Here is a 20,128-nt window from a genome sequence, read left to right on the forward strand (position 1 = left end):
CTGATGCTTGTCGCGCGCCGGCGTTGCGGCCCGCCGTAATGGATGATTTCTCGTGGACCTCGACGCGCTCGCCAGTTGCCTTACCAGTCCCGCATGCCTGGTGACGCAGACCACCAGCGGCCTGATCATCGGCATGCTACTGTTTCTCGTCGCCGTCGGGCTGACGCTGATCTTCGGCGTGCTCAAGGTGGTGAACTTCAGCCACGGCGCTTTTTACATGTTTGGCGCCTATTTCGCGATGACGGCCTATCAACTCACCGGCAGCTTTGCGCTGGCGATCCTGAGCGGTGCCGTCGGCACTGCGCTGCTCGGCCTGGTCTTCGAGCGCGCGTTCATGAGCCGGGTCTATGGCCGCGACGTGCTGATGCAGCTTCTGGTGTGCTACGCCTTCGTGCTGATCTTCGATGACGTCGTCCGCATGATCTGGGGTCCTGAGTTCAAGTCGATGGGTATGCCGGCCGCATTCCAGGTGCCACCGCTGTTCATCGCTGGCGGCGTGGTGCCGCCATACTATCTGCTGCTGATCGGCGTAGCGCTCGCTGCTGCCGCTGTTCTCGGGCTAGGGCTGGCGCGCTCCCGGATCGGCAAAGTGATCCGTGCAGCCGCGCATAATCCCGGGATGGTGTCGGCGCTCGGCATCAACACCGGGCTGATCTACGGCGGCGTGTTCGCGCTGGGTGGCATGCTGGCGGGACTGGCGGGCGCGCTCGCCGCGCCGGTGCGCTCGCTGACGCCTGGCATGGGTTTCTCGGTGCTGATCGAATCCTTCATCGTCACCGTGATCGGCGGCATGGGTTCGATCCTGGGAGCGCTGATCGGCGCGCTGCTGATCGGTTTGATCCGCTCGTTCGGTTCGCTCGGCTTCCCGCTGTTCACCGAAGGGCTGATGTATCTCTTCATGGTGATCGTGCTGGTATCGCGTCCGACTGGCCTGTTCGGCAAGGAGGTCGCATGACCGAGTTGCAGGCAGGCCAGGGCGCGCAGCCGCTGGAAGTGCCCCGGATCGACGCTAGGCCGCAGCGCTATCGCGATCTTTTGATCGCGCTCGCGGCGTTTGCCGTGCTCGCGCTGCTCCCGATGGTGTTCGGCAGCAAGCAGCTGCTCGACTTCGTGATCCGTTGTGCAGCTTACGGTCTGTTCGCGACGTCGCTCAACCTTCTGGTCGGTTACACCGGCCTGATCTCGTTCGGGCACGGCATGTTCTTCGGCCTCGGCGCCTATGGCTTCGGCCTCATGATGCAGAAGACCGGTGTGCCGATTCCGGTTGCCTTTGTCGCCACGCTGGCGATGACCTGCGTCGTCGCCGTCGTCATCGGCGCGATCTGCGTGCGGCTGAAGGAGATCTATTTCGCCTTCGTCACGCTGGCGTTCCAGATGCTGATTCACTCGACCATCCTGTCGTGGCAATCGCTGACCGGCGGCGACCAGGGCCTGCGCGGCGGCATTCCGCGGCCGCCGTTTCTCGGCATCGACCTGTCGAACCATCTGCATCTCTACATCACGAGCTGCGCGTTGCTGGTGGTCGGGCTGCTGCTGATGCGCCAGATCGCGCAGTCGCCGTTCGGCTACACGCTGCGCATGATCCGCGACAACGCGACGCGGGCGAGCTTCATCGGCATCGATGTCTGGCGCGCCAAGCTCGTGATCTTCGTGCTGGCGGCGCTGTTCGCCGCCACAGGCGGCATCATCATGGCGCTGTTCGTCTCCGGGGCCTATCCCGAATTCGCCTACTGGACGATCTCGGGCGAGGGCATCTTCATCAACATGCTGGGCGGCGTGACCACCTTCCTCGGGCCGATGGTCGGCACCGTGCTGCTGCTGATCCTCAATGACACCGTCACGCGCATCACCGAGTACCACGGCATCGTGCTCGGCATCGTGATCCTGTTCTTTGCCGTCGGCCTGCGGAAGGGCCTGATGGACTTTGTCGTCGAATGGTTCGCGCAGCGTCGGGGCGAGGGGCGCAGTTAGCCATGCTGGAGATTCGCGCCCTCTCGAAATCCTTTGGCGGCGTCAAGGCGACCGATAACGTCTCGCTCGACTTCGCCGATGGCTCGCTCACCGCGGTGATCGGCCCCAATGGCGCCGGCAAGAGCACCTTCTTCAACCTGATCACCGGCGCGCTGCGGCCGGACGCCGGGCAGGTCCTGCTCAATGGCATCGACATGGCGGGCAAGACGCCGCCCGAGATCGTGCGCCACGGTATCGGCCGCGCCTTCCAGGTCGCGAGCATCTTCCCGTCGCTGACGGTCGAGGAGACGATGCTGGCGGCAGTCTGTGCCGATCAGCACCGCGCCGGTGTGATGCATCGCCGCTTTCCACTGGCCGAAACGCGCGATCGCGCGGAGCATGCGATGGAGCTGCTCGGCCTTGCCGGCAAACGCAACAGGACCGCGGCGACGCTGTCGCATGGCGACCAGAAACTGCTCGACATCGCGCTCGCGCTGGTGCTCGATCCCAAGGTGCTGCTGCTCGACGAGCCGACCGCGGGCATGGGCACCGAAGAGCGCTGGCGCATGATCGACAAGGTGCGCGAGCTCTGGGAGAAGCAGAAGATCACGGTCGTGTTCATCGAGCACGACATGGATATCGTGTTCAAGATCGCGCCTGAGATCGTCGTGCTGTGCTATGGCCGGATCCTGGCGACCGGGACGCCCGACGCGATCCGCAGGAATGAAGCCGTCATCGAGGCCTATCTCGGCAGCGACCATCACGCGGGAGCGGTGGCATGAGCGCGCAGCCGGTGGTGCTGGTCGAGGACCTCGACGTCTACTATGGCACCAGCCAGATCCTGTTCGGCGTCGGCCTCTCGGTGCGGAAGGGCGAGACCATGGCGCTGCTCGGCCGCAACGGGGCCGGCAAGTCGACCACAATGAAGGCGATCATGGGGCTGGCGCCGGCACGCCGCGGCAAGGTGACCTTGCGCGGTCAGATCGTGTCAGGCATGAGGCCCCACCACATCGCGCGGGCCGGGCTCGGCTTCGTGCCGGAGGACCGCCAGATCTTCCCCGAGCATACGGTCGAGGACAATCTCGTCATCGGCCAGAAGAAGGGGCCGGACGGTGAGGACGAGTGGTCAATCCGCCGCGTCTACGACGTGTTTCCGCTGCTGGAGCCGCTGCGGCAGCGGATCGCGGGTAGGCTGTCCGGCGGCGAGCAGCAGATGCTGGCGATCGCCCGCACGCTGATGGGCAATCCGGTGCTGCTGCTGCTCGACGAGCCGAGCGAGGGGCTGGCGCCGATCATCGTCCAGCGCATCGGCGAGCTGTTGCGGCAGCTCCGCGGCACCGGTGCCACAGTGTTGATCGCCGAGCAGAACATGCATTTTTGCCTTGGCCTTGCGAGCCACGCGACGGTTATCGACAAGGGACAGATCGTCTACACATCCTCCATCGAAGAGCTGAAGGCCAACGACAACATCCGGCAGCGTTACCTGGCGCTGTAGGGCCCTTCGAGTGTCATGGGAGGACAAATGGCGGGCAAGTTGACGCCGACGCACGAAGCGCCGTATCGCGGATTGAAAGTGCTGGATTTCGGGCAGGGGATCGCCTCGCCTTATTGCGCGATGCTGCTCGGGGTCTATGGCGCCGACGTCATCAAGGTCGAGCCGCCCGAGGGCGACTGGTCGCGCTACCTCGGCACGACCTATGGCAATCACACGACTCTGTCGGCGGTCTACAACCGCGGCAAGCGCAGCCTGTGCCTCGATATGAAGCACAAGGATGGGATCGCGATCGCGCAGCTTCTGGCGCGCGATGCCGACGTGCTGATCGAGGGGTTTCGCCCCGGCGTCGCGGAGCGGCTCGGGCTCGGCTATGAGAGCCTGTCGCGCGACAATCCGGGTCTGATCTATCTGTCGGTCAGCGGATTCGGGCAGAGCGGGCCGTACTCGAAGCGGCCGGGTTCGGATTCGGTGGCGCAGGCGTTCTCGGGATTGGTCTCGGTCAATGTCGGCGCTGACGGTGTGCCGCACCGGGTCGGCACCACGATCTCCGACGTCGTCACCGGCGTCTATGCGTTCCAGGCGATTGCGACCGCCCTGTTCGCGCGTGCGACGGTCGGCACCGGCCGCTGGATCGACGTCAATCTCTGCCAGTCGACGTCGGCGCTGCTTGGGCACAAGGTCGCGGAGTTCATCCTCGAGGGCGGTGCGCCGCGCGCGCTCAATGTGCCGGCCGGCACCTACCAGACGCAGGACGGCTGGATGATGGTCACGCTGGTGAACGAGCCGCAATACAAGCGGCTGTGCGGTGCGATCGGCCGCGAGGATCTCGCCACCGATCCGCGCTTCGCCGACTTCGCCCGGCGCGCGGACGCCGCCGATACGCTGATCCCGCAGCTGCGCGAGGTGTTCCTGGCGCAGCCGACGGATACCTGGCTGACGCGGCTGCACGGCGCCGATATCATCGCGGAGCGGATACTCAATCCCGGCGAATGGCTGCGCAACCCTCACGTCGAGGCTGTCAGGGCGTCGGTCCGCCAGGATACGCCCGGCGTCGGCGCGGTGTATTCGCCGCGTACCCCGGGGATCGCGAGCCTGTCCGAGGACGACCTCTGTCCGGCGCCGGACGTCGGGCAGGATAGCCGCGCGGTGCTGATGGAGGCTGGCTTTGGTTCCGCCGAGATCGACGGCTTGCTCCTGTCGGGTGCGGTGCGGCAGGCCAAGGCGATGACAGGAGGCAAGACATCATGAGCACGGACCTTATTCGTTATTCGGTCAGCGACCAGATTGCGGAACTTGTGCTGGATCGCGCGCCGGTCAACGCGCTCAGCATCCCCCTGATCGACGCGCTGCTGGCCGCGCTCGCGAAAGCGCGCGACGATGACGCGGTACGCGCCGTCATCATCAGCAGCGCGCACAAGGTGTTTTGTGCCGGCCTCGACCTCGACATCGTCAGGGGCAAGCCCGCGATCGAGACCAAGACATTCCTCGAGCGGTTGTATTTCGCGCTGAACGATACGCAGTACCGCATGGGCAAGCCGACGATCGCGGTGGTCGATGGCGCGGTGCGGGCCGGCGGCATGACGATCGCGATCTCCTGCGACATGATCGTCGCGGGCGACGGCTCGACCTTCGGCTATCCCGAGATCGATGTCGGCCTGATCCCGGCGATCCACTTCGTACAGCTGCCGCGGCTGGTGGGAAAGCACCAGGCGTTCGGCCCGCTGTTCCTCGGCGAGCCGTTCGACGCCGCAACCGCCTATCGCATGGGGCTGCTCAGCGAAGTGGTGCCGAAGGGTACCGCGCTGGAGCGGGCCCGCGAGATCGCGCGGAAGCTCGCGGCGAAATCACCCATCGTGATGAAGATCGGCCGCGACGCCTTCATGCGCGCCGTCGATGCCGATTTCCGTCGTTCAGTGGAGAACACGGCGGAAAGCTTCGTGGTGGTCGCGTCGACGGAAGACTGCCAGGAAGGGCTGAATGCGTTCGTTGAAAAGCGAACGCCCAACTACAAGGGACGGTAAATGGCTGGATTGTATTTCGAAGAGTTCGAAGTCGGGCAGGAATTCCATCACGAGTTCAGCCGAACCGTGACGGAGATGGACAACACCATGTTCAGCCTCCTGACCATGAATCCGCAGCCGTTGCACATCGACGCGCATTTCTCGGAGAAGACCGAGTTCGGCCAGCGGCTGTTCAACAGCCTCTATACGCTCGGTATCATGATCGGCATGAGCGTGTACGACACGACGCTGGGCACCACGGTCGGCAATCTCGGCATGACCGACGTCAAGTTTCCGAAGCCGGTGTTCCACGGCGACACGCTGAGGGCGCACACCAAAATTATCGGCAAGCGTGCCAGCAAGTCGCGGCCGACCCAGGGCATCGTCGAGTTCGAGCACACTATGACCAACCAGCGCGGCGAGGTGGTGGCAAGCTGCCGCCGCACCGGCCTGATGCACTGCAAGCCGAAGGCGTAAACGATGCGATCGTTCCTGTTCGTTCCCGGCGACAGCACCCGGAAGTATGAGAGCGCGAAGAAGACCGCGGCCGACGCCCTGATCCTCGATCTCGAGGATTCCATCGCGCCGGAGCAGAAGGTCGTCGCGCGCGACATCACGCGCGAAATGCTCGATGCGCGCAATCCGAGCCAGAAGATGTACATCCGCGTCAATGCGTTCGACACCGACCTGACATTGGGTGATCTGGCTGCCGTGATGCCCGGGAGGCCTGATGGCATTGTGCTGCCGAAATGCGCGGGTGCCGCCGATGTCAACAAGCTCGCGCTCTATCTCGATGCATTCGAGGCCGCCTCAGGTATCGCGCTGGGCACCACACGGATCGTTACGGTGGCGACCGAGACGGCGCGGGCGGTGCTGAAAATCCTCGACTTCGAGATTATGAGCCCGCGGCTGTGGGGCATGATGTGGGGCGCGGAGGACCTTGCGGCCTCGCTCGGCGCAACCCGCAACCGCACCGACGGCCGCTATCACTCGCCGTTCATTCTTGCCCGCGATCTGTGCCTGATCGGCGCGGCCGCCGCCGGCGTGGTTGCGATCGACACCATCGCCACCGACATCAACGATCTCGATGTGCTGAAGGCCGAGGCGATTGCCGCGCGACAGGACGGCTTCCTTGCCAAGGCCGTGATCCATCCCAAGCATGTCGATGTCGTCAACGCGGCCTTCATGCCGACCGACGAGGAGATCGCATGGTCGGAGCGGGTGATTGCTGCGTTCGCCAACAATCCGTCAGGGGTCGCCAGAATGGACGGCAAGATGCTGGACAAGCCGCATCTGCGCGCCGCCGAGAAGATCCTGGCGTCGCGCAGAAAATAGTCAGCCGGGTTCGATCAGCGCGCCCTCCTCGAGGAGGGCCGCAATCTCCGCCTCCGCAAGCCCTGCCTCGCGCAGGATCTCCCGGCCATGCTCGCCGAGGTTCGGCGGATAGGTTCGGATCGATGGCGGCGTCCGGCTCCAGGTCGCCGCCGGGCCGGCCACCCGCAGCGTGCCTTCGGTCGGATGCTCCACTGACTGGATCAGCCCGACGGCTGCCAGATGCGGATCGTCGATCAGGCTGTCGAGATCGTGTAGCGGTGCATGCGGGATGTCGGCTTCTGCGAAGAAGCGCATCCATTCGGCGGTGCTGCGGGTCTTCATCATCTGCGAGAACCAGTCGTAGACGAAGTCGTAGTTTTGGGTTCGCGCAGAGATGCTGTTCAGCCGCGGGTCGCGGTCGGCTTTATCAGCAAGGCCGATTTTGGCGAAGAACGCGTTCCACTGCTTATCGGAATAGACCAGCGCGCAGATGTAGCCGTCGCTGGTCCGGTACGGGCGGCGGTCGGGCGAGAGCAGCCGGGAATAGCCCGGCGGCCCGATCGGCGGCTCGAAGCTGCGGCCGGCCATGTGATCGCCGAGCACGAACTGCGCCATGGTCTCGAACATCGGGACTTCGATCGCCTGGCCTTCGCCGGTCCGCTCGCGATGGAACAGCGCGGCCAGGATGGCGTGCACGGCATTGAGACCGACGATGCGGTCGGCCATGGTCGCCGGAGAATAGCGCGGCTCGCCGGTGATCCCTCCGGTCAGCGCGGGCAGGGCGGTCAGCCCCTGGATCAAATCGTCATAGGCGGGTCGGCCTGCATAGGGTCCGGTCTCGCCGAAGCCGTACAGGCTGGCATAGACGAGCCGCGGATTCTTGGCGAGGAGATCGTCGGCGCCGAGCTTCAGCCGCGCCATCGCCGCAGGACGAACGTTGTGAACGAACACGTCGGCGTCCGCGGCAAGTTGCAGCAGCGCGGCGCGGCCGCCGGCCTTCTTCAGGTCGAGTACGATCGAGCGCTTGTTGCGATTGCCCTGCAAGTACATTGCGCCCATCGCGGGATGACGCATCGGGGCAGCGTGGCGCATCACGTCGCCATCGGGGCTCTCGACCTTGATCACGTCGGCGCCGTAGTCGCCAAGGATCATGGTCGCGTAGGGTCCCATCATCACACTGGTGAGGTCGATGATCTTGACGCCGGCGAGCGGGCCGGCCGGCGCGGATGGTTTTTCTCTCGTCGGTGCCTGGCTCAATGGGTGACGGCCAGTGCTTCGATGAAGGCCTTGAAGACGTCGCTGCCCGGCTTGCCGCGCTTGTCGACGTCCTTCACCCAATCCTGCGCCACCGACTTGAAGGCGGTGTCGAACACCTTCTTGTCGTCGGCGCTGAAGTTGATGACCTTCATGCCCTGCGACTTGATCTTTTCGGCTGCGGCCTTCTCGCCGTCCTCGAACCGCTTGCAGGCCTCGCGCGTGGTCTGTTCGCCGGCCTCGACCAGCGCCTTGCGCACGTTCTCGGGCAGCGACTTGAACTTCAACTCGCCTATCGAATAGGTGAAGATCGCGGTGCCGAAGTTCAGCCCCTCGGTGCCGGACTTCAGGATCTTGCCGAAGTCGTAGGACGCCGAGCTCTGGTAGGAGAAGATCAGGCCATCCAGCGTGCCGCGGGTCAGCGATTCATAGATCTCGGGCGCGGCCATCCGAACCGGCACGCCGCCGATCGAACGCATCATCAGATCCATTGCACCGCCGGTGGTGCGTATCTTCAGGCCTTCGAGGTCCTTTGCCGTCTTCACATCACGGCTGGTGGCAAGCTGGACCTGGTAGGCCGGCAGTGCGAGCGTCACCAGCGGGCGAAGCTGGTTCGGCGTGAACTCCCTGGTCTCCAGGATGCCGCCATTGTGCGAGATCTTGTAGAAGGCGAGCGATCCCTGGCATTCGTTGTCGAAGATGCCGGGCAGTTCGGCGACGGCCGTCAGCGGAAACTTGTCCGACGAATAGGACGGCACGATGTAGGAGACGTCCGCAACGCCGAGCGCGGTGAGCTGGGCCATGTCCTTGGCCTTGCCGAGCTGCTCCGCCGGGAAGTGCTGGAACGTGACCTGGCCGTTGGTCAGCTTGGTGACGAGCTCCGAAAACGGCTTGCCGACGAGCTCGTGGATCACGTGGCCCGACGGCAGGCTGTCGGCAAGGCGCAGAGTGATCTTCTCCTGGGCAAAGGCCGAGGATGCGGAAGCCGCCAGCAGGACTGTGGCGACGCCGGCGCCGGCGAGGAAGCGGGAATGCAAATTCATCATGATCTCCCAGAGATGGCCGTCTCGACCGGCGGCTTCTTCAATGTTGCATATGGTTCGGCAGCCAGAGGATGATCTCCGGAAATGCCACGAAAATGGCGATTGCGATCAGATGCGCGATGAAATGCGGGAATGTGCCGTGGAACACCTCGCCGACGGGGCGGTGAGCATAACGCGCGACGATGAAACAATTCAGCCCAATTGGCGGTGTGATCATGCCGACCTCGGCGGTCACGATCTTGATGACGCCGAACCAGATCGGGTCGAAGCCGAGCGACTTGATCAGCGGCAGCACGATCGGAACTGTCAGCACCAGGATCGCGATCTGGTCCATGAACGAGCCGAGCACGATGTAGCCGCACAGGATCAGCGTGATGATGATCCAGCGCGAGACGTCGAGCCCGCCGACCCAGCCGACGATGTTCTGTGTGACCTGGGTGAGGGTGAAGAAGTAGCCGAAGATGTGCGCGCACATGATGATCAGCACGATCATGCAGGTGCCCTGGGCGGCATGCCGTAACGTCGTGTAGAGCGAGGTCAGGTTGATCTTGCGCTTCCAGCAGGCGAGGCAGAAGGCCCCGAACGCACCAAAGGCCGAGGCTTCGGTCGGCGTCGCGATCCCGAGATAGATCGTGCCTGTGACGATCGAGAACAGGACCACCATCGGGCTGACCTGCCAGAGCAGGCTGAACCGTTCCGACCATGTCACCGCCGAAATCGTCGGAGCGCGCGTGGGATCGAGCAGCACCAGGATATAGATCGTCGACATGATGATGATTGTGACGAAGATCGCCGGGATGATGCCGCTGATCAGGAGCTTTCCAATGTTCACCTCGGCAAGCAGGCCGAAGATGACGAGCGCCACCGAAGTCGGCAGCAGCATTGCAAGCGTGCCCGAGATCGCGACGACGCCGGCCGCCATTTTTGGCTCATAGCCCTGTCGGATCATCGCGGGCAGGCTGGTCGACGACAGCGTCGCGGCGGAGGCCGTGCTGGTGCCGCAGATCGAGCCGAAGCCGGCACCGGCCAACGCAGTTGCCATGCCGAGACCGCCGGGGATGCGTCCGACCCAAGCTGCTGCGGTCTTGAACAGGTCGTCGGCGACGCCCGACAGCAGCACCAGGTCTGCCATCAACAGGAACATCGGGATCGTGATCAGCTCGTAGGAGGTGACCGCCGACAGCGGCGTCGTTTGCAGCACGCCGAGCAGGATCGGCAGGCCGCCGGTCAGATAGAGGCCGAGCCCGCCGGAGAATGCCATGGCGAATGCGACCGGCGTTCCAATCGCCAGCAGGAAGAACAGCAGCGCAAGGATGAAGGTCGGAATCATTCGAAACCTCCGGTAGCCTTCTCCGAATGGCCGGAGATGGCCGGCAGCGGCAGCAGGTTTTCGCCGGTCAGGAGGCTTGCGGTATTGGCAATGAGATGAACGGCAAGGCGCAGCGCGAGAATTCCCGCCCCGACTGGCACGAAGATCGAGGACGCCCAGGTCGGCCATGGGATCGCGCCGGCCATCACGTCGCCCGAGACATAATTGTCGAGCGCGCGCTGATAACCGAGCCAGGCGATCGGAACGAAGATCGCAAGGCCGACGAGATTGGAGATGATGACGCAGAGGCGCTGGACGATCGCCGAGAAGCGCGGCAGCAGAATATCCACGCTGATATGGCCGTTGACCGCATAGGTGCCGGAGAGCGAGAGAAAGAACACGCCGGCCATCACGTAGAGCGAGATCAGGTCATAAGCCCAGGAGAATGGCTGGTTGAACACGTAGCGCATCACGACATCGGAGAAAACGATGATCATGATCGCAAACATCATCGCCGCGGCGATGGCCGAGGTCACCTTTTCGATGGCGGTCAGGGCCTTCAGGCTGGTCTTGATCAATTTGGGCTCCGTCCGTGTCACTGGGCCGGCACGGCCGCAACGGCGGCGCTGAATTCCTTCAGGGCGTCGCTGCCGTGCTTGCCGCGCGCATCGAGCCCGTCGGCCCATGCCTTACCCACGCCCTTCGTCAGGTCCTTGAGCTTTGCGACGACGTCGGGCTGCAGGGTGTCGAAGTGGACACCTGCGGCTTCCATCGACTTCATGGTCTCGCTATCCTGTTTCTGCACCTCCTTGCAGGCGGACGGCAGGATCTCCTCGGCAGTGTCGATCATCGCCTTCTGGATCTCGGGAGACAGTTTCTTCCAGGCAGTCTCGCTGATCGAGTAGGCGACCACGAAGCTCGCGAAGCCAAAGCCGTCGGTAGAATGTTTCACGAGCTTGTCGGCGCCATAGGCGACGACGCTCTCGAGCGGAAACAGCAGACCATCCATCGTGCCGCGTGACAGCGACTCATACGCATCGGGGGCGGCCATGCGCACCGGTACCGCGCCGATCGCACGCAAGGTGAGATCCTGCGCGCCGCCGGTCGAGCGCAGCTTCAGTCCGTTGATATCCGCGACGTCCTTCACCGGCTGTTTAACGGTCAGGATGCGATAGGGCGGCAGGCTCACCGCGAGGAGCAGGCGGATGCCGTTCGAGGTATAATCCTGCTGCGCGATCACGCCGCTTCGTGCGGTCTTCCAATAAGCGAGCGTGCCCTGGCAGGAATGCGCGAACGCGCCGGGAAGCATCGCGACCTCTGAGACCGGCATCTTGTCGGAGACATAGGCGGGTGCGACGTAGCCGATGTCGGCGACGCCGGTTTGCGTCAGCTTGAGCATGTCTGCGGCCTTGCCGAGCTGCTGGGCCGGATAATGCTCGAACGTCACGGCGTTGTTGGTGCGCTTCTGGACCTCGGCCATCCAGGGCTCGAGCACGAGACGGATGAGGTAGTGCCCCTTCGGAAAGGAGTCGGCGACCCGCAGCTTGATCGGCTCCGCTGCTGCGGCCAGATTGATCGATGCGATGAGGAAGCCGTATCCGGCCAGCGCCTGCCGAAGCCCGCCCATTTTTCCTGCCCCTGAGTAGCTTTGTTGTTTTGAGCAGCTGCGCACAAACGAATTTGCGCGTCAAGCAGGGCTCGGCTGAGCATGCCTGATCAGACAACCGGAGAGCGCGTGCTACCATGTACCGAAGCGATTGCGAGGGTAGATGGGATCGCGCGAGAGGATTCGAGCCGTCGACGCCGACGGCCTGTTGCAAGCCGACGCTGAGAAGCACCCGGATCTCGATGTCAATTTGTCCACCGCGCGGGAAATTCCTCCGGCGCTGTCGACGACCTGACGGCGACACCGTCGGCATGGTCGCCGCGATCACCATCGAGCGGAACCGATCCCGCTCAGACCGCGGGAAACTCCAGCGCGAAAGCCGCGCCCTGGCTGGACGGCAGGAGACGGATCGTACCGCCATGGCTGACCATCACGGCTTGTGCGATAGCGAGCCCCATGCCGGTGCCACCGCTGTCGCGGCGGGTGGTAAAGAAGGCATCGAAGATCCTGTCGCTGTTGGCGTCGGAGATCGGGTCGCCATCGTTGCTCACCGTCACCCTGACGGTCGAGGCTTCTACGGTCGCTTCGAGCTGCACCGACCTGGCTCTGTGGCGAAACGCGTTGTCGACGAGATGTGCGAGTACGATCAGCGCCTTCTCGCCGGACATCGCGACGGAGCGGTCGAGGTCGCCTCTGGCCACGATGGTCCGCTCGGCAAAGCGGCTCTTCAGGTTCGCGATGACGCCGGAGAGAGGGGTCTGCTCGTTCCGCGGAGCGCTCTCAGCGCGCGCCAGCTCACGCAACCGCTGGCTCATCGCATCGAGCCGCTCGACATCGCCAAGGATGTTCGAGATGAAGCTCTGTTGCTCGGATCGGGTCAGCGTGTCCGACTTGCTTTGGAGCGAATCCTGCAGCAACTCGGCGGCACCCCTGATCGATGTCAGCGGCGATTTGAGTTCGTGCGTCAGGTGGGCCGAGAAGGTGGCGATATAATCGGAGCGGCGCGACAGCTGCTCGGCCATGTCGAGGAAGCTGTCGGAGAGCTGGGCGAGCTCGCGGGTGCCATAGTGTTGCAGCGGCTGAAATGCATCGCGGTCGCCGCGGCCGATCCGCGCGGCACGATCGACGAGCTCCCGCATCGGACGTGTGACCGTGCGCGAGAACATCAGCCCGATCGCAATCGTCGCCAGCAGCACGGCCAACGTTGCGAGCAAGAACTTGCCGCGCTCCTGATAGAGATGATCGAAGATGTTGCTCGGCGTCCGCGATGTGTAGATTACGCCGGCGACGTGATCGTTGACGATCACGGGCATGGCGGAGAAGACATGGACGCCGACGCCGCGGCTGATCGAGTAGATCGGAGGTGGAGGCTTGTCGGGCATGCGGATGCGCAGCGCGGCACTGTACTGCCCGCCCAGCGCGGCAGCCACCTCCTCGATATGGGCAAGCGATTGCCCGACCTCCTGGCGCCCGGCGATCACCACGCCTTGCGGATCGAGAATCCGAAAACCCGCCAGCGTGACCTTCTGAGTCTCCAGGATGATCGGCATGAGCGCGGTCCCTATCTCGACATAGGCCGCATCCGCCGGCTTTGCCGCCGGCAGCGCATCGGGGCGCCGCCGCAACAGGTCATTGCCGGCAAGATCGAGCGCGGGACGGATCGGTGTCACTTGATCGTTGGGGTCGGGCAGGGCCTCTTGAGGGACCGCAGCGCCGAGCGGGATGCCATCGCCGAGCCGTGCATGCACGTTCCGCGCATAGATGGCGGCCAGCACGCGGCTCTGCGCGATCAGCTCGGCCTGGGTCTGGTGAATCAGCTGGTTGTCGTAGAGCCGGAAGAAGAACAACCCCATCAACGGCAGCACCGCGACGAGGGCGAGCACGGTAAAGATCACGAAGCTGAGCGACGGTCGCCACTTCTGGTCGGCGCGGAACGACGTCATGCCTGCTTCTCGCAGCGCCCGAGCTTGAAGCCGACGCCGTGCACGGTCTCGATGACATTGTCGCAGTTCGCGGCGGCAAGCTTGGCGCGGATATTGCGGATATGGCTGTCGATCGTGCGGTCGGAAACTTGGATGTTGAGCTGGTAGGCCGCGCTCATGATCTGCTCGCGCTTGAACACCGCGACCGGCCGCGTCAGGAAGGTACGCAGAATACCGAATTCGATCGCGGTGAGATGAAGCGCTGTGCCTGCGAATGACGCAACGTGCTGCTCGGGATCGATCGAGAGCTGTCCCCGCGAGAGCACCGTCGCCTTCGGTATCGTGCCGGCCGCGCGCGGCGCGAGCCGCCGCAAGATGACGTTGATCCGCGCGACCAGTTCGCGCGGACTGAACGGCTTGGTCACGTAGTCGTCGCCGCCAATCTCGAGGCCGAGGATGCGGTCGATCTCCTCGTCACGGGCGGAGAGGAACAGGATCGGCACGTCGGACGATTTGCGGATCTCGCGGCAGACGTCGAGGCCGTCGAATTCCGGCATACCGATGTCGAGCACGATCAGGTCCGGCCGTTCGCCGGCAAACCGGGCTAGTGCGTCCTTGCCGTCGCGTGCCTCGGTCACGCTCATGCCGGCTTTCCTGAGAGCGACGCGGATGACCTCGCGGATATGCGGGTCATCGTCGACGACGAGAATACGGTGGGTCAACGGGATCTCCGAATGCAGCGTTCTAGCCACGCCTTTGCTCTCGTTTGATGCAAATGTTCTACAGGGCAACCGCGGCGGGAGACAAGGACGGATCGGCTTCAAGACGGTCGGGAAAGGCCGGAGCGAGGCGGTCCGTCTCGAGCGGATGATATCCGACCCGCAGCTCGGCCATCTTGAGTCGCGCATGTGCATTCTGCGGGAACACGATCAGCAGGACTTCAGGATTCCCATGCAGATTGCGTGCAGACGCGACGTATCCGCTCGCGCCGGTGAATCTCGTCTGATACGGACGACGCCGATCGGCCCATTCAGTCACGCGTGGTCTCATGCAAGTCAGCAAATGCATCGGCATTATCCTGCTTTGGATCGCCGGATTCGTATTCGTCCTGGTGGGCGTCAACAGCAACGATCCGTATCTCGTCCCATTGCGCGGGACGGGCAACCTTCTCCTCGTGGTCGCAAGCATCGCCGTCGTATTCGTGCTGGTCCATGGCGCGGCCTGGCACGGGCGGACGCGGGCAGGAAAGCTCCTGGTTACCCTGTGGTGCCTGCCGCCGCTGGCGATGCTCGCCGCGCATGGTGCGTTCGAGGTGCGGAAGCACCGCGTTCTGCAGACAGATCCGGTTCTCGCGCGGTCGCTCGGGCAGCACTTTGTTGTCGGCTATCGGTCGTTCGACGAGGTCGTGCCGCTTGTGGAGAATGGGTTCGTTGCGGGCATCTATGTCACCCGGCGGAACATCGCCGGCAGGACGGCCGACGTGTTGAGGGCGGAAATCGCCACACTGCAAGCCAGGCGGCGGACCGCGAGGTTGCCGCCGCTGATGGTCGCGACAGATCAGGAGGGAGGCATTGTTTCGCATCCGGCTCCGCCGCTCACGAGACTGCCCGCACTGGCCTCCCTGGCCGAGCTCGCGCCGGACTAGCAAAGGGCGAAGGCCGAAGAGTTCGGGCGCATCCATGGACGCGAACTGGCGTCATTTGGCATCAATATGAATTTCGCGCCGGTGCTCGACTTGCGTCCCGTGGCCAAGCACAACCGGCTCGATTTCAATACGCTGATCAATCAGCGGGCGATCTCCGATGATCCGGCCAAGGTGAGCGCGATTGCGGGCGCCTACATCCACGGCCTCGAGTCCGCAGGCGTCACTGCCACCGTGAAGCACTTTCCGGGATTGGGCCGCGTGCGTGCCGACACGCATCATTTCAACGCCGATCTCAATGCGCCGGTTGGCGAGCTCGAGGCGACCGACTGGCGTCCGTTCCGCGATATGCTGTCGTCGACCGGCACGCGCCTGATGGTCGGGCACGTGGCGGTGAATGCGCTCGATCCAAGACGACCTGCGTCCCATTCAAAAGCCGTCGTGGACGGGCTGATCCGGAAGAGATGGAACTACCAGGGCATCGTCATGACGGATGATCTGGTGATGGGCGCGATCTACCAGCATGATGTCTGCACCGCGGTCGTAGAGGCGCTGAACGCGGGTGTCGATCTGTTGCTGGTCGCCTATGATGGGTTGCAGTTCTACCGCCTGTTCGCTTGCGCTGCGGATGCAGCTGCGCGAGGGGGCCTCGACGCCGCCATGCTGCACGACAGCGAGACGCGGCTGAGGCGCGCGGCGCTGGTCGACTAGACCGCCGAATTCAGGAATGAGCTCCGACGGCCGATTTGTTGTCCTGCTGCTTCGACCACGAGACGTAGTAGGCAACGGCAATCATCGCCGCGATGCCGAGGATGCTGACCGCGACCTGCCTGACCACCGAGTTCGGGCCTGTGATCAGGACCAGGTGCGCGGCAAAGGAGAGGAACACGCCTGCACAGAATACGGCGAGCCATTCTTCGCCGCACTTGATGATCGGTTGCAGAGCGTAGGATCGCAGATGCTCCCAATTGCATGGCACGAGCAACGTGAACAGAAATGTCAGGGCCAGGAAATGCAGGATGCGGTGCGGCGCGATGTCCTCCCGGTCGGCTGGCAAGAGCATGTCGCTTAATCCGCTCGGCATCATCTGGGCAAGTGCCGGAATGTCGCTGCCGGAGACGATCACAAGAGCGAACACCAGATACAACAGGGCGGCAGCACGCAGCGCCGGAACGGCCTGCAGCGCGCGAATCTCAGGCGCGAACTGCTTGCCGACGAGCGCAAGCCAGCCACCCATCACGAACAGCAATTGCCAGCAGAGCGGGTTCAGGTACCAGCGTCCATCCGGGTATGACGTCAGGTTCCAATCGAGCATGCGAGCGGTCGCATAAAGGGCGGTGGAGCCCGCGAGCGTCGCGTTCGGTGCATAGAACAGCCCGCACACGACAACAGGCTGGAACGCCATCAGAACGATAATGAGTTGCAGGACATCGAGATTGAGCGGCTTCGCCTGTAGGAACAGACCGTAGATCAGCGTTCGGATCCCGTGATCGATGAATCCGGTAATGTTGAACTCGCTGATGATCTCGGGTGCCGCAGTCCGGGCCGCAACATAGCTGATCAACTCGACATAGATGACGAAAAGAACGATGTAGGCGGCGTAAAGCTGCCACACGCGCCTGAAGATGCGGGTGGCCGCCACCAGCATCCCGCGCTCCACGGCCATCCTTGTGTAGATCAGCGTCGTCGCATAGCCGCCGACGAACACGAACAGATCAGTCGCGCCGCTAAAGCCAAAATTGCGCATGGTCAGTGCGCTGACGACGTTATGCGGAACGTGATCCAGAAACAGAAACCAGTTCGCGATGCCAAGCAGCAGCGCGATCCTGAGATCGCCATCGGCTCTCGCGATCTCGGCATTTGTTGTCGAAGTCATCTGAAACTGAAATCTGCCGGCCCGAGAAAACGATTCGCAATCTAGAGGGAACCCACGCCCGGTCCGAATAGACTTTGCGTGAACCCTATCTAGTCCGTTTCGGGTTCCGGCCAAGTGGTCGGCTCAAGAAAGATCACGTTTTCGCAATCACCACGTGAGCGCCATCAGACCGGCTCGTGTTTGCGCAGGTCGCGGGCGTGATCCAGCGTATTGGCTTGCAGGTCTGCGCCGGCCAGGGGGACTTCCGGCAGGGCGGCCTCGGCAAGGATCTCGTTCGTGACATCCTCGACCGAGCACGCAGCAATCTCGTGGATGAAACTGATATTGGTGTACTCCCCTGACGCCACCCGCGAGACGACCTCGCGCCGTGTCATTTCGGGGTCGACGATCGCCTCGCGGCCACGGCGGCCATAGTCGATCATCACGACAAAATACTGCATTGCCTGGTGGCTCGATGCGTTGACTTTCGTTGACCATTGTTTCCGATAATCGGAATTATGTCAAGTGAAATTGCCGAAAATCGGAACCCGGGCATGGGCCCTCCAACCGATTCGGGCCCCAATGCACCCGAATCGGTCAGGCAGGGCTCTGAAGCCGCGCTGCTATTTCTCGGACGACCGTCCGCCTTGTGACCGGGCGGATTTGCGGCCCTTCGCGGCCGTCTTGCCGCGCAACCTTTCGATCTGGCCGCGGGGTAAGGTGACGCAAATCTCGCCGATCCATTCCAGCTTGACGCCGTTGATTGGCTTGGCATTGAAGCTCTTGAGATTGACCGTGCCGGACGAGGTGCCCCGCTCGATCGTCTTCAGATAGCGCTCGCCGCTCTTCAGCCGGACCGCAGCTTCCTCTCCGTAGAAGCTCGAGAGCGGGTAGCGCTGCTCGCGATACACCACGATGACATCGCCGTTCTCGTATTTCGGCAGCATCGAATCGCCAGAGACCTCGAAAGCGACGGTTTCTTCCGTCATCGGGAAGGGGAGCTCGATCTCGCCGAGCCCCTCCGGCGGGACCTGCTCAAGCTCGGGTTGGATCGATGCACCAGCGCCGACCCGGCCCACGATCGGCACCGAATTCAGCTCCAAGTATTCCATGATCGGGGCGATCTCCGATGCCTTGATCAAGCGGATTCCCGACAGGATTTCGGACACCGCCCCGGCGCGAACGCCCATTGCACGGGCAAGCCCGCCTTTGCTCTTTCCCGTCTTTTCCAGTGCCCGTTCGATAAGTGCCGCGTCCAGCATGTTGCATCCTCTCCAAAGCTGGATGCACTTTACCGTTACGATTATCAGAATTCAAGCTTGACTTTTTCTTCGGAATATCGGAAGCTATGCGAGGCGCCGGCGGAATGACAAAAATGGGAATTTGGAATGGATATGATGAACTGGCTGCCGGAGCATTCGGCGGCCTTGCAGGACCTGCGCGCCCGCGGCTTGTCCTACTCGGAAATCGCCGACACCATCAACGCAACCTTCAGCACGGCTTATACGCGCAACGCAGCCCTCAGCCGAGCACAGCGCATGGGGTTGGCGGGCCTCGATCGGCCAGAGCCATCCCTGCCAGGGCGCCTCGACCCACCCAAGCCGGCCTTGCCGGAGCCAGCGAGGATCGAAAGCCCGTGTGAACGGCGGGCCGAGCCGAAGTGCGATCTGCTTCGCTGGCCGAAAAGCTTCACCGAAACGGTGGAGATGCCTCAACTTCGTTGCGCGGCGGTCGCGCCGCGGCACCTTTCACTGTTCGACCTTAAGCGCGGAGACTGCCGCTATCCCTATGGCGGGGATGCCGATGGCGAAGCCATGACGTTCTGTGGTCACCCGCGCCAGCCGGGCTCGAGCTATTGCACCCCGCATTTTCACCTGAGCCGCGATTCCGAGGCATCGGCCCGGCCGGTCCTGAACGATGCCTGGCTTCAAACCGTCGGGGCCATCTGAGGCCGCTCACTTCCCGACCGATCGATGTCGGTCCGCACACAACCGCGATCGCGCGGAAGACGCCGCGCGCTTTCATGACACATTTCGGAGGTGACCAATGCCGCGCGCAAAACGCCGGAAGCCGTACGATCCCGCTGGAACACATGATCGGCGCTCCCAGGATCTGCCCTTTAACGCCGAAGTGGCGACCGTTGAGGTCGACAATCCTCTCTCGCTTGAGCTGGGCGAGAAGATCGTCGCGTTTCGCTCGATCCGCAACGACCCGCTCGGCCGGTTGCATGCACACCGGCAGATCGACGACACACAGTACCGGAGCGGTCGAGCCTTCCAGAACGATTGGGAGAAGGCCGAGCGCGGCCCTCGAGCGGTGGATACGACGCGTGAATATGTTGACGGAGGCCAGCAACGTGAGCCGATCACGGAGGGGCAGCGCCAAGCGACTTTGCGCCTGGGTCGCGCCGAGCATGAGCTCGGTGCCGACGGTTCGGCGCTGGTGCACGACGTCCTGATCCTCGGCATGACCATGGAGCAGGTTGGACAGCGGCGCGGTTTGTGTACGCAGCGTTGGCAGGACTATTTTGCGCGGCGTCTCAAGGAGTGCCTGGATCGGCTGGCGCTGATGTACGGGTTCGCAACGCCGAACAAGGTTCCGGCGAAGGACTGGCAACGCTGAAGTGATGTGCTCGCGTGCCGGTTGCCGCAGAGGCATCCGGCACGACAGTGCTGCATCACATTGCAGCCCTGTGCTTTGCCTCACACTCGGCTCGTCCGTGTGTCGTCAAAGACCGT

General features: G+C 63.4%; 23 protein-coding genes and 1 pseudogene. 13 read left to right on the plus strand and 11 right to left on the minus strand.

Translation table 11 applies throughout. From position 1 onward, the window contains the following. Window positions 1–52: 52 nt before the first annotated feature. Genes ACVISU_RS33905 through ACVISU_RS33940 form a run of 8 tightly spaced genes read left to right on the plus strand, consistent with a single transcriptional unit; the run spans window position 53 to window position 6,780 of the window. Window positions 53–955, plus strand: coding sequence for a branched-chain amino acid ABC transporter permease (locus ACVISU_RS33905; protein WP_050405265.1), 903 nt, complete (start codon window positions 53–55; stop codon window positions 953–955). Beyond that, entirely contained in the window at window positions 952–1,971 is a 1,020-nt protein-coding gene (locus ACVISU_RS33910) for a branched-chain amino acid ABC transporter permease (RefSeq protein ID WP_456709839.1), read from the plus strand. Before ACVISU_RS33905 ends, ACVISU_RS33910 begins: the two co-directional genes overlap by 4 nt. 2 nt (window positions 1,972–1,973) lie before the next feature. After that, on the plus strand, window positions 1,974–2,732 hold the full coding sequence (locus tag ACVISU_RS33915; RefSeq protein ID WP_050405267.1) for an ABC transporter ATP-binding protein: 759 nt from the start codon (window positions 1,974–1,976) through the stop codon (window positions 2,730–2,732). Beyond that, entirely contained in the window at window positions 2,729–3,445 is a 717-nt protein-coding gene (locus ACVISU_RS33920) for an ABC transporter ATP-binding protein (protein WP_456709840.1), read from the plus strand. Before ACVISU_RS33915 ends, ACVISU_RS33920 begins: the two co-directional genes overlap by 4 nt. Before the next feature lie 27 nt (window positions 3,446–3,472). Continuing rightward, a complete protein-coding gene (locus tag ACVISU_RS33925) occupies window positions 3,473–4,693 on the plus strand; it encodes a CaiB/BaiF CoA transferase family protein (protein ID WP_456709841.1) in 1,221 nt (406 codons plus the stop codon). Further along, window positions 4,690–5,466 carry an enoyl-CoA hydratase/isomerase family protein gene (locus ACVISU_RS33930; protein WP_456709842.1) on the plus strand — a complete coding sequence of 259 codons (777 nt, stop codon included), beginning with the start codon at window positions 4,690–4,692 and terminating at the stop codon, window positions 5,464–5,466. Before ACVISU_RS33925 ends, ACVISU_RS33930 begins: the two co-directional genes overlap by 4 nt. Further along, a complete protein-coding gene (locus tag ACVISU_RS33935; RefSeq protein WP_456709843.1) occupies window positions 5,467–5,922 on the plus strand; it encodes a MaoC family dehydratase in 456 nt (151 codons plus the stop codon). It begins immediately after the preceding gene. 3 nt (window positions 5,923–5,925) lie between these two features. Beyond that, window positions 5,926–6,780, plus strand: a complete 855-nt coding sequence (locus ACVISU_RS33940) for an HpcH/HpaI aldolase/citrate lyase family protein (RefSeq protein WP_456709844.1) — start codon at window positions 5,926–5,928, stop codon at window positions 6,778–6,780. Here the strand turns inward: ACVISU_RS33940 and ACVISU_RS33945 are convergent, their stop codons facing one another. From ACVISU_RS33945 to ACVISU_RS33965, 5 genes are read right to left on the minus strand one after another with little or no spacing between them, the layout of a single operon-like run. Then, window positions 6,781–8,016 carry a CaiB/BaiF CoA transferase family protein gene (locus ACVISU_RS33945; protein WP_456709845.1) on the minus strand — a complete coding sequence of 412 codons (1,236 nt, stop codon included), beginning with the start codon at window positions 8,014–8,016 and terminating at the stop codon, window positions 6,781–6,783. After that, the gene (locus ACVISU_RS33950; RefSeq protein WP_050405272.1) at window positions 8,013–9,056 is read right to left on the minus strand and encodes a TRAP transporter substrate-binding protein; all 1,044 of its coding nucleotides are present in this window, start codon (window positions 9,054–9,056) and stop codon (window positions 8,013–8,015) included. The genes ACVISU_RS33945 and ACVISU_RS33950 overlap by 4 nt, the downstream gene beginning before the upstream one ends. A gap of 40 nt (window positions 9,057–9,096) precedes the next feature. Beyond that, the gene (locus ACVISU_RS33955; RefSeq protein ID WP_342727850.1) at window positions 9,097–10,386 is read right to left on the minus strand and encodes a TRAP transporter large permease; all 1,290 of its coding nucleotides are present in this window, start codon (window positions 10,384–10,386) and stop codon (window positions 9,097–9,099) included. Then, the gene (locus tag ACVISU_RS33960) at window positions 10,383–10,943 is read right to left on the minus strand and encodes a TRAP transporter small permease (RefSeq protein WP_456709846.1); all 561 of its coding nucleotides are present in this window, start codon (window positions 10,941–10,943) and stop codon (window positions 10,383–10,385) included. Before ACVISU_RS33960 ends, ACVISU_RS33955 begins: the two co-directional genes overlap by 4 nt. 17 nt (window positions 10,944–10,960) lie before the next feature. Further along, window positions 10,961–11,992, minus strand: coding sequence for a TRAP transporter substrate-binding protein (locus tag ACVISU_RS33965; RefSeq protein WP_456709847.1), 1,032 nt, complete (start codon window positions 11,990–11,992; stop codon window positions 10,961–10,963). 142 nt (window positions 11,993–12,134) lie between these two features. Here ACVISU_RS33965 and ACVISU_RS33970 point away from each other — a divergent pair, with 142 nt between their 5' ends. Continuing rightward, window positions 12,135–12,266, plus strand: coding sequence for a hypothetical protein (locus ACVISU_RS33970; RefSeq protein ID WP_456709848.1), 132 nt, complete (start codon window positions 12,135–12,137; stop codon window positions 12,264–12,266). 55 nt (window positions 12,267–12,321) lie between these two features. Here ACVISU_RS33970 and ACVISU_RS33975 read toward each other — a convergent pair whose 3' ends face one another. Genes ACVISU_RS33975 through ACVISU_RS33985 form a run of 3 tightly spaced genes read right to left on the minus strand, consistent with a single transcriptional unit; the run spans window position 12,322 to window position 14,931 of the window. Then, the gene (locus tag ACVISU_RS33975; protein ID WP_456709849.1) at window positions 12,322–13,914 is read right to left on the minus strand and encodes an ATP-binding protein; all 1,593 of its coding nucleotides are present in this window, start codon (window positions 13,912–13,914) and stop codon (window positions 12,322–12,324) included. Beyond that, on the minus strand, window positions 13,911–14,615 hold the full coding sequence (locus tag ACVISU_RS33980; RefSeq protein ID WP_456709850.1) for a response regulator transcription factor: 705 nt from the start codon (window positions 14,613–14,615) through the stop codon (window positions 13,911–13,913). Before ACVISU_RS33980 ends, ACVISU_RS33975 begins: the two co-directional genes overlap by 4 nt. Window positions 14,616–14,673: 58 nt before the next feature. Further along, window positions 14,674–14,931 (minus strand): hypothetical protein, encoded by a 258-nt coding sequence (locus tag ACVISU_RS33985; protein WP_456709851.1) that lies wholly within the window; start codon window positions 14,929–14,931, stop codon window positions 14,674–14,676. A gap of 10 nt (window positions 14,932–14,941) precedes the next feature. Between ACVISU_RS33985 and ACVISU_RS33990 the strand changes: the two genes are divergently transcribed. Both ACVISU_RS33990 and ACVISU_RS33995 read left to right on the plus strand, forming a co-directional pair. After that, complete coding sequence (locus ACVISU_RS33990) at window positions 14,942–15,538, plus strand: hypothetical protein (protein WP_456709852.1); 597 nt, start codon at window positions 14,942–14,944, stop codon at window positions 15,536–15,538. Window positions 15,539–15,559: 21 nt separating this feature from the next. After that, a pseudogene (locus ACVISU_RS33995) lies at window positions 15,560–16,246 on the plus strand (glycoside hydrolase family 3 N-terminal domain-containing protein); the annotation flags it as partial. Window positions 16,247–16,256: 10 nt separating this feature from the next. Here the strand turns inward: ACVISU_RS33995 and ACVISU_RS34000 are convergent. The 3 genes from ACVISU_RS34000 to ACVISU_RS34010 form a co-directional block, all read right to left on the minus strand. Beyond that, on the minus strand, window positions 16,257–17,525 hold the full coding sequence (locus ACVISU_RS34000; protein ID WP_456709853.1) for an OpgC domain-containing protein: 1,269 nt from the start codon (window positions 17,523–17,525) through the stop codon (window positions 16,257–16,259). Window positions 17,526–17,575: 50 nt separating this feature from the next. Further along, window positions 17,576–17,851, minus strand: coding sequence for a hypothetical protein (locus tag ACVISU_RS34005; protein WP_050405280.1), 276 nt, complete (start codon window positions 17,849–17,851; stop codon window positions 17,576–17,578). A gap of 162 nt (window positions 17,852–18,013) precedes the next feature. Beyond that, the gene (locus ACVISU_RS34010; RefSeq protein ID WP_050405281.1) at window positions 18,014–18,652 is read right to left on the minus strand and encodes a LexA family transcriptional regulator; all 639 of its coding nucleotides are present in this window, start codon (window positions 18,650–18,652) and stop codon (window positions 18,014–18,016) included. Window positions 18,653–18,778: 126 nt separating this feature from the next. Here ACVISU_RS34010 and ACVISU_RS34015 point away from each other — a divergent pair, with 126 nt between their 5' ends. Both ACVISU_RS34015 and ACVISU_RS34020 read left to right on the plus strand, forming a co-directional pair. Further along, window positions 18,779–19,339 (plus strand): GcrA family cell cycle regulator, encoded by a 561-nt coding sequence (locus tag ACVISU_RS34015; RefSeq protein ID WP_456709854.1) that lies wholly within the window; start codon window positions 18,779–18,781, stop codon window positions 19,337–19,339. A gap of 97 nt (window positions 19,340–19,436) precedes the next feature. Further along, on the plus strand, window positions 19,437–20,012 hold the full coding sequence (locus ACVISU_RS34020; RefSeq protein WP_456709855.1) for a DUF6456 domain-containing protein: 576 nt from the start codon (window positions 19,437–19,439) through the stop codon (window positions 20,010–20,012). Window positions 20,013–20,128 lie beyond the last annotated feature (116 nt).

Source organism: Bradyrhizobium sp. USDA 4452, assembly GCF_054063575.1.

Bases quoted from the DNA above. Each gene is read 5' to 3' on its own strand.
- ACVISU_RS33910 (WP_456709839.1), top strand. From the start codon at position 952: ATGACCGAGTTGCAGGCAGGCCAGGGCGCGCAGCCGCTGGAAGTGCCC.
- ACVISU_RS33915 (WP_050405267.1), top strand. From the start codon at position 1,974: ATGCTGGAGATTCGCGCCCTCTCGAAATCCTTTGGCGGCGTCAAGGCG.
- ACVISU_RS33920 (WP_456709840.1), top strand. From the start codon at position 2,729: ATGAGCGCGCAGCCGGTGGTGCTGGTCGAGGACCTCGACGTCTACTAT.
- ACVISU_RS33925 (WP_456709841.1), top strand. From the start codon at position 3,473: ATGGCGGGCAAGTTGACGCCGACGCACGAAGCGCCGTATCGCGGATTG.
- ACVISU_RS33930 (WP_456709842.1), top strand. From the start codon at position 4,690: ATGAGCACGGACCTTATTCGTTATTCGGTCAGCGACCAGATTGCGGAA.
- ACVISU_RS33935 (WP_456709843.1), top strand. From the start codon at position 5,467: ATGGCTGGATTGTATTTCGAAGAGTTCGAAGTCGGGCAGGAATTCCAT.
- ACVISU_RS33940 (WP_456709844.1), top strand. From the start codon at position 5,926: ATGCGATCGTTCCTGTTCGTTCCCGGCGACAGCACCCGGAAGTATGAG.
- ACVISU_RS33950 (WP_050405272.1), bottom strand. From the start codon at position 9,056: ATGAATTTGCATTCCCGCTTCCTCGCCGGCGCCGGCGTCGCCACAGTC.
- ACVISU_RS33955 (WP_342727850.1), bottom strand. From the start codon at position 10,386: ATGATTCCGACCTTCATCCTTGCGCTGCTGTTCTTCCTGCTGGCGATT.
- ACVISU_RS33965 (WP_456709847.1), bottom strand. From the start codon at position 11,992: ATGGGCGGGCTTCGGCAGGCGCTGGCCGGATACGGCTTCCTCATCGCA.
- ACVISU_RS33970 (WP_456709848.1), top strand. From the start codon at position 12,135: ATGGGATCGCGCGAGAGGATTCGAGCCGTCGACGCCGACGGCCTGTTG.
- ACVISU_RS33975 (WP_456709849.1), bottom strand. From the start codon at position 13,914: ATGACGTCGTTCCGCGCCGACCAGAAGTGGCGACCGTCGCTCAGCTTC.
- ACVISU_RS33990 (WP_456709852.1), top strand. From the start codon at position 14,942: ATGCAAGTCAGCAAATGCATCGGCATTATCCTGCTTTGGATCGCCGGA.
- ACVISU_RS34005 (WP_050405280.1), bottom strand. From the start codon at position 17,851: ATGCAGTATTTTGTCGTGATGATCGACTATGGCCGCCGTGGCCGCGAG.
- ACVISU_RS34010 (WP_050405281.1), bottom strand. From the start codon at position 18,652: ATGCTGGACGCGGCACTTATCGAACGGGCACTGGAAAAGACGGGAAAG.
- ACVISU_RS34015 (WP_456709854.1), top strand. From the start codon at position 18,779: ATGGATATGATGAACTGGCTGCCGGAGCATTCGGCGGCCTTGCAGGAC.
- ACVISU_RS34020 (WP_456709855.1), top strand. From the start codon at position 19,437: ATGCCGCGCGCAAAACGCCGGAAGCCGTACGATCCCGCTGGAACACAT.